Raw genomic sequence first — 16,303 nt, 5'->3', positions numbered from 1 at the left:
AATATGCCTTCACGAACCCCCAAGGAGCTCCCCCTGATGAAATCCCGCGCCGCCGTAGCCTTCGGGCCCAACAAACCCCTCGAGATCGTCGAAGTCGACGTGGAGCCGCCCAAAGCCGGCGAAGTGCTGGTGCGCATTGTCGCCACCGGCGTCTGCCACACCGATGCCTACACCTTGTCAGGAGCAGATCCCGAAGGACTGTTCCCCACCATCCTTGGTCACGAGGGTGGCGGCATTGTGGAAGCTGTGGGCGAAGGCGTGACCTCCGTCGAAGTGGGCGACCATGTGATCCCGCTGTACACCGCCGAATGCGGCAAGTGCAAGTTCTGCACCTCCGGCAAGACCAACCTGTGCAGCGCAGTCCGGGCCACCCAGGGCAAGGGCGTGATGCCCGATGGCACCAGCCGTTTCAGCTACAACGGCGAACCGCTGTATCACTACATGGGAACCTCCACGTTCTCCGAATACACGGTGTTGCCGGACGTCTCCCTGGCGAAGATCCCCAAAGAGGCGCCGCTGGACAAGGTCTGCCTGCTGGGTTGTGGCGTCACTACCGGTATCGGTGCGGTGCTCAATACCGCCAAGGTGGAAGAGGGCGCTACCGTCGCCATCTTCGGTCTGGGTGGCATCGGCCTGGCCGCCATTATCGGTGCCAAAATGGCCAAAGCGAGCCGCATCATTGCTATCGACATCAACCCGTCCAAGTTCGAGATCGCCGAGGAACTGGGCGCCACGGATTTCGTCAACCCGAAGGACCACGACAAGCCCATCCAGGAAGTCATTGTTGAAATGACCGACGGCGGTGTGGACTACTCCTTCGAGTGCGTCGGCAATGTCGAGCTGATGCGCTCAGCCCTGGAGTGCTGCCACAAGGGCTGGGGTGAATCCATCATTATCGGCGTGGCGGGCGCCGGGGAAGAGATTCGCACCCGTCCCTTCCAGCTGGTTACAGGGCGAGTCTGGAAAGGTTCCGCTTTCGGTGGCGTGAAGGGCCGTACCGAATTGCCGGACTATGTGAGGAAGGCCGAAAGCGGCGAGATCCCGCTGGACACTTTCATTACCCACAACATGAAGCTGGAGGACATCAATGATGCCTTCGAGCTGATGCATGAAGGCAAGAGCATCCGCACGGTGATTCACTACTGATCGATCCGTGCCACAGGAAGTCCGCCGGAGAGGGATGCCCCGGCGGACCTCCTGCCCCCTACCCGTTCGCAGCCGCCAGGTAACGGCGATGGCTGACCTTCGCCAGCACAACGGCGGGGATAATCAGCACCGCACTGATCACTGACAGTTGCAGGTTAGTGAGCGGAACCGGTCCTCCACCGGGCACCGCCAACAGCAGCCCCCCGACGATCAGCGCCAGCCTGACCGGCCACTGCAATACACCACTGGCGGCCAGATTTCCCACCCCCAACAACCAGCCCTGCATGGCTCCGGCAATCAGCACCACTCCGGCCAGCGCCTGCAGGATAACCACCAGCACCTCGTTCCAGACGCCCTGAAAAATCAGCGCCGGATTCAGCACGAACAGGAACGGGATAAAGTAGATCACACTGCCCAGACGCATGGCCTGGATACCGGTTTCCATAGCGCGGGAGCCGGCCACCGTGGCGGCAGCAAACGCCCCCAGGGCCACCGGTGGCGTAATGAAACTGAGCATTCCCCAGTAAAGGATAAACAGGTGCACCGCCAGCGGATCCATGCCGCCACCGCTTATCAGGGCAGGTGCCAGTGCCACGGCCAGGAAGATATAGGCGGCGGTCACGGTCATACCGATACCCAGAATGAAACTGGTCACCGCACCCATCATCAGCAACACCAGCGTGTTGCCCCCGGCCAGAAAGATCAGGTCATTGGCGATGGTGCCGGAGAGCCCGGTAACTGACAGGGCTCCGACCAGCAGCCCGACGCCCGCCAGGATGGCAATCAGCTCCGCGAAAAGCTTGCCCGCATCAAAGAAGAAGTCTTTCACGTCCTGCCAACCCCAGCGCTGGTAAGGCAGCACCTGGTTGATCACCAGCAGCAGCGCCGTGGCATAGAATGGCGCGGTGGCCTCCTGACGCAGGAAAAACAGCAACCAGATCAGCAACACGAACACGAAAATGAAATACCAGCCTTCCTTGAGCGTTTTCTTCAGCGATGGCAACTCATCCGCTGGCAGCCCCTTGAGGTCATGGCGGGCGGCATAGGCGTCGATCTGGATAAACAGGCCCAGGAAATACAACACCGACGGCACCACCGCTGCCAGCGCAATGGTGCCATAGGGAATATTCAGGAACGCTGCCATGATAAAGGCCGTTGCGCCCATGACCGGTGGCATCAGCACGCCCCCCGTCGAGGCACAGGCTTCCACCCCCGCCGCGTAGGACCTGCCAAAACCCACCCGGCGCATGGCCGGAATGGACATCACGCCGGTGGTCATCACATTGGTGATCACACTGCCGCTCATGGAGCCCATCAGGCCGCTGGAGAATACCGCCACCTTGGCAGGGCCGCCCCGGACATGGCCCAGCAGTGCAAACGCCAGGTTGATAAAGAACTTGCCACCACCGGTCTTCTGCAGGGCAACACCAAACAGCAGGAAGCCGATGACCAGGTTGGCAAAGGCCTGCAGGGGTATCCCCATGATCCCCTCACGGCTCATGGCCAGATAGATGGCAGTCTGCGGTGGTGACGAGGGGAAGCCCTGAATCGGGCCCGGCACCACGTCGGCAAAAATCGGGTAGAGACTCGCAAGCCCCACGATAATCGCAATGGGCAGCCCCCCTGCCCGGCGGATTGCCTCAAGCACAGTGGCCCAGAACAGGAAGCTCATGACAACCGCGTACTGGGGCGCCGCGTATTCCCAGCCCTCGTCCAGGATCTGTTCGGCGCTGATCACGAAAAAACCGCAGATACCGATTGATGCCAGAAACAGCACGATGTCATACCAGGGCACACGGTCCCGGGCCGCATGGCGGCTGATCGGCCATAACACGAACACCAGTGGCAGCATCAGCGCCACCACTGTGTAGAAAAACTGACTCTCCACCTGGGTGACCACATTGATCAGCTGCAGGTTGAACAGGTAATCGATGGTGAACAGGGTCAGTGCCAATGTGACAAGGCGGGGAACCCACGGCCAGAGGCCGCCCGGTTGCCGGATACCGGTCACTTTCTCCGGGTCAGGGGAAGTGGTTTCAGGGGGTTGGGTCATTGCGCAGACACTCCGTCGGAAGACTCCGACGGGAGGCGATCAAACCTCCCGCCATCAAGGAAGCCGTCGCGAACAGGTCATGAGAGGGCAGGACACTGCTGGCGACAGGCTTCCGAAGGCTGTGAACTCAACGGAAGATCGGATTCATCCCCGCTTCTTCCAGAGCTTCAGCCCTGACCTCCATCCAGGCACTGCGGAAGGCGTCATCATCGTCAGGCGTATCACCGGCAGTGAAGTTGTCCCAGGTGTCCAGCAGGAGGTTCTGACGACGCACAAGCATGTCCTGGTGCTCCTGCATCTCGTCGGTCCAGTGACCGATTTCCTTGTAGTACTCCACCACGGCATCGTGGAACGGGATCACCCACTGCATGTTCTGGTTATCAAGAGCGTACCCCTCGTTACCCGGTGCAGCGTCCTTGTACTTGTCGTAGTCTTCGGTGAAGATCTTCACCATGCTCTTGACCAGGGTATCGTTGGTGCCGGCGTTGGCCACCAGGATCGGGTAGGGGTAGCTGGAGCCGATCCAGGGATCGTCCTCGCTGATACCGGCCCCCGAGGTCACCTTGTGAGGCTGGAAGTATGGCGCGACCTCTTTCAGCCGGGCCCAGCCTTCCTTGTTGTCCGGGTCCAGGGTCAGCCAGGTGATGCCGCGCGGGCTCGCCGCCAGTTGTTGGGGACCACCGGCAACACTCACGGTAAACGCGGTATCCGTCTGATTGGCGATAATGCCGTCAAATGAGCGGCCGTAGCCCGGAAACTCCACTCGCTCCACGTCATCCCAGGTCAGGTCACCGAAGGCGAGCATGGCTTCCGTTCCCAGGTTAAGGGCGTCATCGCCACGAATGTAGGACACCCGCTTGCCCTCGAGATCGGAGGGGACTTCCACATCGATATCCCCGGCCACCGCGATGCTCAGACCGAAGCTGGCGATGGAAGTGGTGACCACCCGGATCGGTTGCGGTCCCCAGTCTTCATCGGCAAACAGAAGGACGCCTTCGGCACCATAAAAGGCCGCGATGCCACAGGCACACAAGGGAACCCGCCCCATCTTGAGGGGTGTCATGCGGGAAACGTCATTGTCACCGGGCAGTATGCGCACAGAAACACCGTACTCGTTCTGCAGCAGGTTGCCGATGGATACCATCTGACTGTAGCCCGCCGAACTGGTGCCGTAAGCCGTCATCCCGAGGGTGTCTGGCAGTTCAACGCCGTCAGCGCTGAAGGCCATGGCGGGTGTGGTTGCCAGGGCGAAGGCAAGCAGGTGCCGTTTGATAGTGGGCATCGGTTTTTCCTCTCGATATTGTTGTATTTTTTGGTTCAGATTTCCGCTTTGCGGAATATTATTGGTTATGGCCAATGACTGTAGGTCGTTAATAAGTAGCCAGTCAACTACTGATTGTCGCTGCGGAATTCAGGCACGAAACAGCGCCCGGACCCCAAGGAAAGATTAGCAGCGATTCGCCGATAGGGAAGAAAATGCGGCAGGCGAATGCCTGACTCAGTGCCAGTTCAGGGTCTTCGGCTCATCCAGGTGCTCACAGAACAGGTGGCCCACTTCCGGCACCGCATAACAGCGGTCACCGCGCTGGGGCTTGCGGGCGTTGAAGTCGGAGTGGCTGATGCCCACTTCCCATAGCTCGTCGCACTCCCAACCGTCGGGCTTGAGTTCAATCCGTACTTCCGCGCCGATCACGCTGATGGCCTCGATGCGGAACGGCAGGTGGGCCTCGCGGGTCGGCTGCTGGGTCAGTCGCACCTCGTGGGGGCGCAGATAGAGCTGCCCGTCATCGTCATCGCAGCCCCGAGGCAGTTTCACCCAGGCATCCCCCTGGCGGATGATGCCATTGCCAATGGTGCCCGAGAGGACGTTCACCTGCCCCAGGAAGTCAAACACGAAGCGGCTATCCGGGCGGGCATAGAGTTCCAGGGGCGAATCCACCTGCTCGACGCTGCCATTGCTCATCACCACCACCTGATCCGACAGTTCCAGCGCTTCCTCCTGATCGTGGGTGACGAACACGCTGGTGAAGTGCAGCTCGTCATGAAGGCTGCGCAGCCAGCGGCGCAGTTCCTTGCGGACCTTGGCATCCAGGGCCCCGAACGGCTCGTCAAGCAGCAGGATTTCCGGACGCATGGCCATGGCCCGCGCCAGGGCAATGCGTTGCTTCTGGCCCCCGGACAACTGGGCCGGATAGCGGTTGGCCAGGTGGTCAAGCTGCACCATCTCCAGCAGGCCGTTCACCCGCTGGCGGATCTCCGGCTTGCCGGGGCGCTCGCGGCGTGGCAGCACATCCAGGCCGAAAGCCACGTTCTGGGCCACGGTCATGTGACGGAACAGGGCGTAGTGCTGGAACACGAAGCCCACGCTGCGGTCCCGCACATGCAGACCGGTCACGTCGCGGCCACTGAACAGGATGCGCCCCTGCTCCGCCGACTCCAGCCCCGCAATAATGCGCAACAGGGTGGTCTTGCCGGAACCGGACGGGCCAAGCAGCGCGGTAAGCTGACCATCGGGAATGGTCAGATTGATGTCGTTCAGCGCCTGGAATCTGTCGAAAAACTTGTTGATACCCTGGATTTCGATACTCATGAACAGTCCTTACAGTCGACTCTGGCGCCACTCAACGATGGCTTTTACGGCCAGGGTGATCAGCGCGATACCCGCCAGCAGGGAAGACGCGGCAAAAGCCCCCACGGCGTTATAGTCCTGGTACAGCAGTTCCACATGCAGGGGCAGCGTGTTGGTTTCGCCGCGGATATTGCCGGACACCACGGACACCGCCCCGAACTCACCAACGGCACGGGCGTTGGTGAGTATCACCCCGTAAAGCAGGGCCCAGCGGATATTGGGCAGGGTGATACGCCGGAACAGCTGCCAGCCCGAGGCGCCCAGCACCACGCCGGCTTCTTCTTCCTCACTGCCCTGCTGCTGCATCAGCGGGATCAGCTCCCGCGCCACGAACGGACAGGTCACGAACACGGTCACCATCACAATGCCGGGCCAGGAGAACATCAACTGGATGTCATACTGCCCCAGCCACTGCCCTACCCAGCCGTTGCCGCCGTATAGCAGCAGATACAGCAGGCCAGCCACCACCGGCGATACCGCAAACGGAATATCAATCAGCGTGATGAGTACCTTGCGCCCGGGAAACCGGAAGCGGGTCACCAGCCACGCCAGGAATACCCCGAACACCATGTTCAGCGGCACCGTCAGCAGGGCCACGAACAGGGTCAGGCCGATGGCATGAAGGGTGTACTCATCCAGAATGTTACCCACGTAGACGGCCCAACCTTCCGACAGGGCTTCCACAAAGATCAGCGCCAGCGGCATGAACAACAGCAGCACGGTGAAAACCACCGCCAGGCCAATCAGCGAACGGCGCACCAGCGGGCTGTCACCTACGCGGCGATGTCTCGGCGTGGCCATGACCTACCCTCCGTGCAGGCGCTTGAGGTAGCGCCCCTGCCAGACATTGATGAACAACAGCAACAGCAACGACACACCCATAACCACCGCTGCGATGGCGCTGGCCGCCGGGAAGTCATACTCCTCCAGACGCACGAAGATCATCAGGCTGATGACCTCGCTGACGTAGGGCGAGTTACCGGCAATAAATATCACCGCGCCGTACTCCCCGAGGCTGCGGGCAAACGACAGGGCACCGCCGGTGACCACCGCCGGCCACAGCACCGGGAACAGGATACGGCGGAACACCGTCCAGTCCGACGCGCCCAGGCTGACGGCGGCTTCTTCGTCTTCCGGCGCAAGCTCCTCCAGCACCGGCTGCACGGTACGCACCACGAAGGGCACGCTGGTAAAGGCCATGGCCACCACGATGCCCAGGGGTGTGTAGGCCACCTCGATGCCGATCTTCGCCAGCCACTGGCCGTACCAGCCGTTCTCCGCAAACAGGGTCGCCAGGGTAATACCGGCCACCGCGGTGGGCAGGGCAAACGGCAGATCCATGATCGCATCCAGCAGGCGCTTGCCGGGGAAGTCGTAACGCACCAACACCCAGGCCATCAGAAGCCCGAACACACAGTTGAACAGTGAGGCCGCCAGCGCCGCCAGCGCCGTGACCTTGTAGGAAGCCACCACCCGGGGATCCGATATCACGAACCAGAACTGCTCCCAGCCCATGCCCCCGGCGCGAATCACCAGACCGGAGATCGGCAGCAGCAGGACCAGGCTGACAAAGAACAGCGAGATACCAAGGCTGAGGCCGAACCCCGGCAGCACGCGTTTGGAAACAGGCGCGCCCAGCCGTCTGGCCGGGCGCGCCGAAAGGTCAGTGGTGGCCATGGTTCAGTACACAGCCCCTAGCGTTGACGCTGCAGCTGGTCGAGCTTGCCGCCACTGGCGAAGTGGGTTTCCATGGCGTTTTTCCAGCTGCCGGCGATGTCCTGAATCGGCATCAGTTTCACTTCCGGGAACTTGTCCGCCACTTCGGCCTTCACGGTCTCGTTGTGGACCCGGTAGTTGAAACCGGTCAGCATGCGCTGGGCCTCCTCGGAGTAGAGGTATTCCAGATAGGCTTTGGCCAGCTCTTCGGTACCCTTCTTCTCGATGTTCCTGTCGATCCAGGTGACCGGGAATTCCGCCAGGAAACTGACCTTCGGCACCACCACTTCGAAGTTCTGGCCCGGGTTCAGTTCCGGAATATTGTTCACCTCGGATTCGAAGGTCAGCAGTACATCCCCCAGACCACGCTCGACAAAGGTGGTGGTGGCGCCTCGACCGCCGGAGTCGAACACCTTCACCTGACCGAGCAGGTCGCTCAGGAAGGCATCGATCTTCTCCTGGTTATCACCAAACTCATCCTGGGCATAACCCAGGGCCGCCAGATAGGTATAACGGCCGTTACCGGAGGTCTTCGGGTTGGGCATGATCAGCTCGACGTCTTCCCGCACCAGGTCGTCCCAGTTCTCGATGTTCTTCGGGTTACCTTCACGAACCAGGAACGCCATGGTGGAATAGTAGGGCGAACTGTTGTTGGGCAGGCGTGACGCCCAGTCGTCCGGGATCAGATTGCCCCGCTCAGCCAGGATGTTGACGTCGGTGACCTGGTTATAGGTAACCACATCCGCCCCCAGACCCTGCAGGATTGCACGGGCCTGCTTCGAAGAGCCGGCGTGGGACTGCTGGATGTTGACGGTCTCGCCCGTCTTTTCCTGCCAGTGCTCGGAGAACAACTCGTTGTACTCGGCAAACAGCTCACGGGCTATGTCGTAGGAGGAGTTGAGAATTTCCCGCTCCTGAGCGGAGGCCGGGCCGACCATGGAGACGGTCAGCGCCAGGGCGCTGAACCACAGGCCCTTGCGGGTCTTGAATATCGACAAGATGGAATGGGACATAACAGGCAGTGCTCCGTGTTCGTGCGGAATCTCTATATTCAAATGAAGAATAAAGGTGTCGCTTCGTTAGAACGGAACGATAAGACACAGCGCACAAAACAACAATGCCCTGAATAGATGATTTCCGCCTTTTGTTGGAACGGATGGTTATATGGGTAGGTTGCTTATGGGAGCGGGTAACTTCTTTGTGCCCTGCCGGAAGGGCCCGTTAACAGACAGGAAGCGCTGGCAAAGGCCGCCGTTTTTTACAAGGCAGAAACAACCGCCTCGCAGACCTTATCCTGTTTCAGTTCCGATGCCTTCACCCATATATCGCAATAACGCTGATAGAGTTCGAACCGCTCATCAAACAGGTCTTCAAAAGACTGGCCGGGGCGGCGGGAGATGTCCCTGAGGCTGTGGTCACCGATACGCGGGATCACACCTCGCACTTCATGCCGCCAGCTCGTCCCGCATCATGTTCAGCAACCCGCCCTTGAGGACCATGCGCACCAGGCGGTCGCTCAGGTCATGGCATAGTTCGTAGGTTTCCCCGTTGCGGCGGTTTACCGCGGTGATCTTGTCACCGGATTCCAGTGCGCTGGCCAGACCCTCAAGTTCCAGTTCATCATCCTGCCGGATGTCGTCGTAATCGTCGGCCCTGGTGAAGCGCAGTGGCAACACGCCAAAGTTGCACAGGTTCTGCCAGTGGATGCGGGAGTAGTTCTTGGCAATGACCGCCCGCACGCCCAGGTAACGCGGCGCCAGCGCTGCATGTTCGCGGCTTGAACCCTGGCCATAGTTCTCGCCACCCACAATCAACGACCCTGTATCCTGATGCTGTTTGGCCCGCTCCGGATAGGAAGGATCCATTCGGGCATAGGTGAACTCACTGATCGCCGGGATGTTGCTGCGTAACGGCAGGATCTGTGATCCCGCTGGCAGGATGTCGTCGGTGGAGATGTCGTCACCCACCTTCAGGAGCACCGGGACTGTCAGGCTATCGGGCAAGCCGTCAAACTGCGGCAGTGTACTGATGTTTGGTCCCTTTTCCACGACGCTCAGCTCCGGGTGCCGGGCCGGGGGGCGAATATTGCGGTCCGCAACGTGGAAGGAACGGCTGTAGTCGAACACCGGATAGTCCATATCCAGGTCCCGGGGATCGGTAATCACCCCCGTCAGCGCCGAGGCCGTAGCCGTCTCCGGGCTGCACAGGCAGACCTTGTCTTCCGGCGTGCCGGACCGTCCGGCAAAATTCCGCGGCACTGTGCGCAGGCTGATCTGGTCCGTTGCCGGCGCCTGGCCCATGCCAATACAGCCATTGCAGCCGGTCTGGTGCAGGCGGGCGCCAGCACTGAGAAGATCCGTCAGGTGACCAAGCCCGGACAGGTTTTCCAGCACTTGCCGCGATGTGGGATTGATGTCGAAGGATACCCGGCCATGCACCTGACGCCCCTTCACCATCATCGCCGGCACCGCAAAGTCCCGCATGCCCGGGTTAGCGGAGGACCCGATATAGGCCTGGTAGATGGGCTCCCCGGCTACCTCGCGAACCGGCACCACCTTCCCCGGGCTACTCGGCAACGCAATCAGCGGCTCAAGCTTGCCAAGGTCAACCTCTTCATGCTCGTCATAGCTGGCCCCGGTGTCCGCCGTTAACGGCTCAAAATCGTCTTCCCGCTCCTGCTGGCGGAGGAAGGTACGTACCGCATCGTCCGCCGGGAATACGGTAGCGGTGTGGCCCATCTCCTGCCCCATGTTGGCAATCACGTGCCGGTCCATAGCCGACAGGTGCTTCAGGCCCGGGCCGTAATATTCAAACACCTTGCCCGTACCTCCCTTCACGCCATGGCGCCGCAGCATCTCCAGAATCACGTCCTTGGCGCTCACCCAGTCCGGCAGTTTGCCCGTCAGCTTCACGCCCACGACTTTTGGCATGTTGAGATAGAATGGCTCGCCGCAAATGGCCATGGCAACCGCCAGACCACCGGCCCCCATGGCCAGCATGCCCAGCGAACCGGCGGCGCAGGTATGGCTGTCTGATCCAAGCAGTGTCTTGCCCGGCTTGCCGAAGCGCTCCATATGCACGGGATGGCTGACCCCGGAACCGGGCGGGCTGTACCAGATACCGAACTTCTCGCAGGCACTGCGCAGGAACAGGTGATCGTCCGGATTACGGTTGTCGGACTGCAGGAGATTGTGGTCAACGTACTGGGCGGAGAGCTCCGTACGGGCGTGGTCCAGGCCCATGGCCTCCAGTTCCAGCATTACCAGTGTGCCGGTGGCATCCTGGGTCAGGGTCTGGTCGATCTTCAGGCCGATTTCCTGGCCAGCTTTCATTTCGCCCGAGACCAGGTGCGACTCGAACAGTTTCTGCGTCACGTTGCGTGGCTGGGTCTTGCTCTGTTTCGACATTGGGGTTACCTCCCTGCGCGAACCAGATGGCTACGACACTCAAGCCATATATTCGGGGATGCCTTACTAACAATATGTATCACAGATTGCCCTTTCACAACCCCTTCAGGGCTCACCCCGGGACGTCCGCTTTCGTCAAACCCGGAACAGGGGAATGAGTTCGGGGGAGAAGTGGGAGACGTTTACCCGCAGACGGTTTTCCGAGCCACTGGCCACACTGAACGAACTACCGGGCATCACCAGTACGTTGCGCGCGGCAAGGTCCTGTATGAAAGACGCCAGGTCGTCCAGTGACGGGTGGTGGATCCACAGGAACATGCCGCCCACCGGTTCTATGTCAAAACGCCATCCCAGCTCCCGCAGCGCCTGCTGGGTCACTTCCTGCTGGACCATCAGCTTGCGCTGGATGGAGTGCATGTGCTTGAGGTAGGAGCCATCGGTCATGATGGTGTTGACGAACCGCTCGCAGAACCCCGGTACCGCCACAGAGGTCAGCAGCTTCAGTTCCACCAGCGACGCGATCAGGTTCAGACTGCAGGCCAGGTAACCGATCCGCAGGGAAGCCGACAGCGACTTGGAGAAGCTGCCGATATAGATGACCCGGTCCAGCCCATCAAGCTCGGCAAAACTCTGGTGAGCACCGGCGGCGAAATCCCCGTAGACATCATCCTCGACAATCATGAAATCATGGTCGATGGCCAGCCGCAGGATCTCGAAAGCTACCCGTGCACTGAGGCAGCCTCCGGTGGGGTTATGAAAGGTGCTGTTGCAATAGAATGCGGTAATCCGGTGCTGCTGCGCCAGCCTGGCGACCGTGGCGACGTCCGGACCATCAACGCCACGGGGAACGCCGATCACCTGCCCTCCGGCAAGGTTAATCAGCTTGATCAGGTTGCCATTGCCGGGTTCATCAACCAGCACCACATCGCCGGGCTTTACCAGCAAGCGGGTGACCAGGTCCAGTGCCTGGGTTGCCCCCAGGGTGGTCAGCACCTGGATGGGCGAGACATCGAGCCGGATCTTGTTACTCAGGTGCTGGCACAGCTGCAGTCGCAAGGGACGGTAGCCCTGGATATCGCCGTACTCGACCAGTGAGCGTCGCTCAAGGCGCGCCGTTCGCCGGATGGAGCGGGTCAGTAACTCGGTGTCACGCCACTTGGTGGGCAGCCAGCCACAGCCAAGCTTGACGGCGTCGGGATTACTCTGCAGCAGCCGGAACAGCGGGTCACTGGACATTTCAAAGGAGGTTCCGGACGGCAATGCCGCCGGCGGGCTGTCGTGGCCGGAGCGCGTCACGAAATAGCCGCGCCCCTGCTGGGCTTCTATATATCCCTCCGCCACCAGGCGTTCATACAGTTTGACCACGGTATGGTGGCTGGCCCCCTCTGTCCTCACCACCTGGCGAATGGACGGTATACGCTGCCCAAGCTTCCAGCCGCCTTTCTCCAGCCGGGTTCTGAACTTGTTATAAAGGGCCCTGGAATCCATATCGCCGAATCTTCCTTGTTTGACGTGATGGTAACTGTTCGCCAATTCATCCTAACAGTTGGCGGAAGATTTGGCCCACTGTGCGCCTGACAGGGCGAGAAAACTGTCACGCTATAAGTCCGACGTCAGAACAACTATCAAAGGAAGATGATCCAGACATGAGAACGACCACAAAACTCTACTACGAAGACCAGTACCTCACGGAGTGCCCGGCCCACATCAGCCGGCTCTACACCGAGGCCATCGAACTGGACCGTACCGTGGCGTTTCCGGAGGGCGGGGGACAGGAAGCAGACCATGGCGTGATCGATACCCCGGTCGGCGCCATCCGTTTCCAGCAGGTCAAGCGCATGTACGGCCTTCCCTGCAACATCGATGGATTCAGGGGCGTCAAAACCGGCGGGGTGATACTGCACCTGGTACACACCGATGACCTGCCACTGCTGGCCAGGCTGGACGTGGGCATGCCGGTGACAGTCCGCATTGATGCCCTGCGCCGCGCAAAGCTGACGCTGTCTCACTCAGCCAGCCATTTCCTGTATGCCGCCGCCATTCACCACGACTTCCACCTGGAAGAACAGACCATTGGCTGCCACATCAAGGAGACCTCGGCCAGATTCGATTTCCTGTGCGACGGGAAATTCGACGGAGAAACGATACGGCGGATCCAGACCGTTGCCAATTCGCTGATCGAGCAGAATCTGCCCATCGAACTGGGCAGCCTGCCCAAGTGCCCTGACGCCCGCTACTGGCGCTATGGCGGTATCGAGATTCCCTGTGGCGGAACCCACCTCGACCGTCCTGCCGCCATCGGCACACTGAACGTGCGCCGAAAGAATGTGGGCAAAGGCAAGGAGCGGCTGATCTGCGAGTTCCCCGAGGCCTTTGCCGATGTCAGGCGATACCACCAGGGGCTGATCAGCGCATGAATGAGCGGCTTCCCGGATCCGCGACCGTGAGGATCCAGGGCACCTGACAGAGGTGTCACGCCCCTGAAAACGCTGCCGGTTTGCGATATGGTATAGCCATGAGCACTAACGCCAGGCTTCGCAAACAACTGAACCGTGAACTCGACTCCGCGAGATCCTTTGAGCAATGGCATGACATTGCCTGGAAGCTCGATGAACTTGACGGCAACCTGAAGTGGCGCGACGAAGGGGCAACGGCCATGCTCCACGAGCCGCTCATCCGCGAGCATATCCGTCTGATGCACAGTTGCCGGCACAAGGGCGACCCCGCTGCCCTGACCCGTGTGCTGCAGGAGAGCCTTTACCGACACCTGGGCGAGCTGTCCAACCCGGACCTTTACGCCATGGCCCGCACCGGCACCAAACAGGTGGTGGGCGAGTTCCTCGACGAGGTCCGGCGCGCCATGAATTACATCTGCGACAAACCACAGTCCGGGATGTCCGTTGAGCAGAAACTGCAGCTATTCCAGCGGGCCGACAAGGTGTTCGGCCGCCCGGCGCTGATGCTCAGTGGTGGCGCCGCCTTTGGCATCTACCATTTCGGGGTGACCCGGGCACTCTGGCGCCGCAACCTGCTGCCGGACGTCATCGCCGGCTCCAGTATGGGTGCCGTTGTCGCGGCCGCAATCTGTAGTCGCAACAGCAAGGAACTGGACAGTCTGTTCGACGACCCGGAACAGGTGCACCTGGACGCCCTGCGCTGGCACAGTCCCGGCGAGCTATGGGGCAAGGGCCATGCCATGGACCAGGCCCAGCTACAGGACCATATCCGCACCAACATAGGTACCGGCAGCTTCCGGGAAGCCTTTGAACACAGTGGCCGGGCCCTGAATATCTCGGTCTCGCCCACTCGCACACGCCAGAAGCCCCGCCTGCTGAACGAACTGACCGCGCCGGATGTCACCATCGACTCGGCGGTGCTGGCCTCATGCGCGGTGCCGGGCATCTATCCATCGGTCACCCTGCAGGCCCGGGACAAATCAGATAGCAGGAAGGTGAAAGAGATCCCCTACATGCCCACGGAAAGATGGATCGACGGCACGGTTCACGGTGACCTGCCCCTCGTGCGCATGGCGCGCCTTCACAACATCAACAAAACTATCGTGAGCCAGGCCAACCCACACGTATTGCCCTTTATCAGCCACCATTCCGAGCGGGGGCTGAGTGCCTCGGTCAAGCAGGCGGCTTCATCACTGGTTCATGCCCATGTCGCCACCCTGCTGGAACTGACGCGCAATACCTGGTCGTCATCCACGGTTCGCCCGCTGATCGAACAGGCCCATTCCATGGCCACGCAGTCCTATCTGGGGGACATCAACATCCAGTTCCCTTTCAAACCCACCCTGTACCGGAAGGTGCTTTCCAATCCAAGCGCCAAAGACCTGGCCATGTACATCCAGATCGGCGAACAGGCCACCTGGCCGATGATGGCCATGATTGAAGACCAGACCCTGATCAGCCGCACCTTCCGGGAATGCATCGGGCGTCTCAAACACAGGGCCGAACGGTCGCGGTCTGCATAACGTTCACCGATGCCAGCCAGGTAAGAGACTCAGCGCCGATCCTTCTTGTTTCGATACATCCCGTGATCGGCGTGGGCAATCAGCCTGTCGGCATCCTCGCCATCTTCGGGGTAAACTGCCCAGCCAATACTGGGAACACTGATCACACTGGCTTCCGACAGTGCATGGGGCACACTCAGACTCGCCAGAAGCTTTTCCGCAACCAGCCTGGCGTCGTCCGGCTGCTCTATGCTCTCCAGCAACACCACGAACTCGTCGCCCCCCAGCCTGGCGGCGGTGTCCATCTCCCGGAGGTTCCCATTCAGGGTCGTTGCCACGGCCTGCAGTAACTGGTCTCCCGCGCTGTGGCCGTAGCGATCGTTCACGGTCTTGAAGTCGTTGAGGTCAAGGAAGAGCACGGCCAGCCGGGTGCCCTGACGATGGGCACGGGCCAGCGCGGTTTGTAGCCGGTCCAGGAACAGTGCCCGGTTGGGCAACCCGGTGAGCTGGTCGTACTGCGCCATGTAAGACATCCGGGCCTGCAGCGCGATGCGCTCCATGGCGGCGGCCAGTTGTACCGCCACGAACTGCAGCAACTCACGGTCCTGCTCCGAATAGGCAGCACCCGGCACGTTACTCAGCACCGTCAGGGCCCCTGTAACACCCCCGGCAAAATCCAGCGGCACGCCAAGGCAGCTGAAGGGGGCTTCGCCAGCAGCACCGGCACGATTGAGGAGCAGAGACCGGCGGCAGGCAATCACCCTCCGGCAGACGCTGCCGGCTCTCGCAAAAGGCAGATCGACCACATCACCGAGACGGTTCGTGGCGAATGGAAATTCGATCTCACCCGTATCCGAGGCGCATCGGGCGAGGGTATAACTGCCGGCCGGCAGAAGATCCTCCATCACCGGATGAATGCGCTCGAACAGGGCCGGCAGGTTATTGCTTGCGGTCGCCGCTTCCGAAATGGCGTAAAGGGCCGTCCGCATGGACTCCGCATGCCGGCGCTCCGTCACATCGCGGGCCACGCCCACCCGGATACCATCGGCTTCCGACCAGCGCGCGGACCACATGATATAGGCGACGGTGCCATCCTTGCGCAGGTAGCGGTTCTCGAAGTTCAGCAAAGGCTCGCCCCCAAGCACCCTGGCAGCCGATTCCAGTGTCTTTTGCCGGTCCTGGGGATGCACAAAATCGAATATGAGCCTGCCCACCATCTCCTCGGGGGCATAACCGAAGATCCGCTCCCCCGCCGCACTGATATAGCGCAGGTACCCCTCCTCGTCGACAACGCAAATTGCGTCCAGAAGAAGGTCGGCAAAGTTGGCAAGGAAAGGCTGATCGGTCGGCGTCATCGCTCAAGTATATTGAATTGCTACCCATAAGCGAATGGC

General features: G+C 60.8%; 13 protein-coding genes. 3 read left to right on the top strand and 10 right to left on the bottom strand.

Annotation, left to right across the window (positions count from 1 at the left end):
* Positions 1-33 precede the first annotated feature (33 nt).
* Positions 34-1,146: an S-(hydroxymethyl)glutathione dehydrogenase/class III alcohol dehydrogenase gene (locus tag IE079_RS11300; RefSeq protein WP_189577048.1), complete on the top strand. Its 1,113-nt coding sequence runs from the start codon at positions 34-36 to the stop codon at positions 1,144-1,146.
* Positions 1,147-1,204: 58 nt separating this feature from the next.
* Here the strand turns inward: IE079_RS11300 and IE079_RS11295 are convergent, their stop codons facing one another.
* The 9 genes from IE079_RS11295 to IE079_RS11255 all read right to left on the bottom strand — a co-directional run bounded on the left by IE079_RS11295 (position 1,205) and on the right by IE079_RS11255 (position 12,439).
* Entirely contained in the window at positions 1,205-3,199 is a 1,995-nt protein-coding gene (locus tag IE079_RS11295) for a TRAP transporter permease (protein ID WP_189576477.1), read from the bottom strand.
* A gap of 127 nt (positions 3,200-3,326) precedes the next feature.
* Entirely contained in the window at positions 3,327-4,481 is a 1,155-nt protein-coding gene (locus tag IE079_RS11290; RefSeq protein ID WP_189576475.1) for a TAXI family TRAP transporter solute-binding subunit, read from the bottom strand.
* A gap of 216 nt (positions 4,482-4,697) precedes the next feature.
* Complete coding sequence (locus tag IE079_RS11285) at positions 4,698-5,789, bottom strand: sulfate/molybdate ABC transporter ATP-binding protein (RefSeq protein ID WP_189576473.1); 1,092 nt, start codon at positions 5,787-5,789, stop codon at positions 4,698-4,700.
* Between the two features lie 9 nt (positions 5,790-5,798).
* Entirely contained in the window at positions 5,799-6,629 is an 831-nt protein-coding gene (gene cysW / locus IE079_RS11280; RefSeq protein ID WP_189576471.1) for a sulfate ABC transporter permease subunit CysW, read from the bottom strand.
* A 3-nt stretch (positions 6,630-6,632) separates the two neighbouring features.
* Positions 6,633-7,505, bottom strand: coding sequence for a sulfate/thiosulfate ABC transporter permease CysT (gene cysT, locus IE079_RS11275; RefSeq protein ID WP_189576469.1), 873 nt, complete (start codon positions 7,503-7,505; stop codon positions 6,633-6,635).
* A gap of 17 nt (positions 7,506-7,522) precedes the next feature.
* Positions 7,523-8,557: a thiosulfate ABC transporter substrate-binding protein CysP gene (gene cysP / locus IE079_RS11270; protein WP_189576467.1), complete on the bottom strand. Its 1,035-nt coding sequence runs from the start codon at positions 8,555-8,557 to the stop codon at positions 7,523-7,525.
* Positions 8,558-8,802: 245 nt separating this feature from the next.
* Entirely contained in the window at positions 8,803-8,979 is a 177-nt protein-coding gene (locus IE079_RS11265) for a nucleoside/nucleotide kinase family protein (protein ID WP_189576465.1), read from the bottom strand.
* Between the two features lie 10 nt (positions 8,980-8,989).
* Positions 8,990-10,951 carry an aconitate hydratase gene (locus IE079_RS11260; RefSeq protein WP_189576463.1) on the bottom strand — a complete coding sequence of 654 codons (1,962 nt, stop codon included), beginning with the start codon at positions 10,949-10,951 and terminating at the stop codon, positions 8,990-8,992.
* 135 nt (positions 10,952-11,086) lie between these two features.
* The gene (locus IE079_RS11255; protein ID WP_189576461.1) at positions 11,087-12,439 is read right to left on the bottom strand and encodes an aminotransferase-like domain-containing protein; all 1,353 of its coding nucleotides are present in this window, start codon (positions 12,437-12,439) and stop codon (positions 11,087-11,089) included.
* Between the two features lie 158 nt (positions 12,440-12,597).
* Between IE079_RS11255 and IE079_RS11250 the strand changes: the two genes are divergently transcribed.
* Complete coding sequence (locus tag IE079_RS11250; RefSeq protein ID WP_189576459.1) at positions 12,598-13,368, top strand: alanyl-tRNA editing protein; 771 nt, start codon at positions 12,598-12,600, stop codon at positions 13,366-13,368.
* A gap of 98 nt (positions 13,369-13,466) precedes the next feature.
* Positions 13,467-14,930: a DUF3336 domain-containing protein gene (locus tag IE079_RS11245; RefSeq protein WP_189576457.1), complete on the top strand. Its 1,464-nt coding sequence runs from the start codon at positions 13,467-13,469 to the stop codon at positions 14,928-14,930.
* A gap of 29 nt (positions 14,931-14,959) precedes the next feature.
* Here IE079_RS11245 and IE079_RS11240 read toward each other — a convergent pair whose 3' ends face one another.
* A complete protein-coding gene (locus tag IE079_RS11240; RefSeq protein WP_189576455.1) occupies positions 14,960-16,264 on the bottom strand; it encodes a diguanylate cyclase domain-containing protein in 1,305 nt (434 codons plus the stop codon).
* Positions 16,265-16,303: the final 39 nt, after the last annotated feature.

The organism is Marinobacter zhanjiangensis (assembly GCF_014651935.1).
GTDB lineage: Bacteria > Pseudomonadota > Gammaproteobacteria > Pseudomonadales > Oleiphilaceae > Marinobacter > Marinobacter zhanjiangensis.
Note: the sequence above shows the minus strand (reverse complement) of the source record. Positions and strands in the feature narration are given on the sequence as shown.

Excerpts from the sequence above, each read along its gene's own strand:
- IE079_RS11295 (WP_189576477.1), bottom strand. The coding sequence starts at position 3,199 with ATGACCCAACCCCCTGAAACCACTTCCCCTGACCCGGAGAAAGTGACC.
- IE079_RS11290 (WP_189576475.1), bottom strand. The coding sequence starts at position 4,481 with ATGCCCACTATCAAACGGCACCTGCTTGCCTTCGCCCTGGCAACCACA.
- IE079_RS11285 (WP_189576473.1), bottom strand. The coding sequence starts at position 5,789 with ATGAGTATCGAAATCCAGGGTATCAACAAGTTTTTCGACAGATTCCAG.
- cysW (WP_189576471.1), bottom strand. The coding sequence starts at position 6,629 with ATGGCCACGCCGAGACATCGCCGCGTAGGTGACAGCCCGCTGGTGCGC.
- cysT (WP_189576469.1), bottom strand. The coding sequence starts at position 7,505 with ATGGCCACCACTGACCTTTCGGCGCGCCCGGCCAGACGGCTGGGCGCG.
- cysP (WP_189576467.1), bottom strand. The coding sequence starts at position 8,557 with ATGTCCCATTCCATCTTGTCGATATTCAAGACCCGCAAGGGCCTGTGG.
- IE079_RS11260 (WP_189576463.1), bottom strand. The coding sequence starts at position 10,951 with ATGTCGAAACAGAGCAAGACCCAGCCACGCAACGTGACGCAGAAACTG.
- IE079_RS11255 (WP_189576461.1), bottom strand. The coding sequence starts at position 12,439 with ATGGATTCCAGGGCCCTTTATAACAAGTTCAGAACCCGGCTGGAGAAA.
- IE079_RS11250 (WP_189576459.1), top strand. The coding sequence starts at position 12,598 with ATGAGAACGACCACAAAACTCTACTACGAAGACCAGTACCTCACGGAG.
- IE079_RS11245 (WP_189576457.1), top strand. The coding sequence starts at position 13,467 with ATGAGCACTAACGCCAGGCTTCGCAAACAACTGAACCGTGAACTCGAC.
- IE079_RS11240 (WP_189576455.1), bottom strand. The coding sequence starts at position 16,264 with ATGACGCCGACCGATCAGCCTTTCCTTGCCAACTTTGCCGACCTTCTT.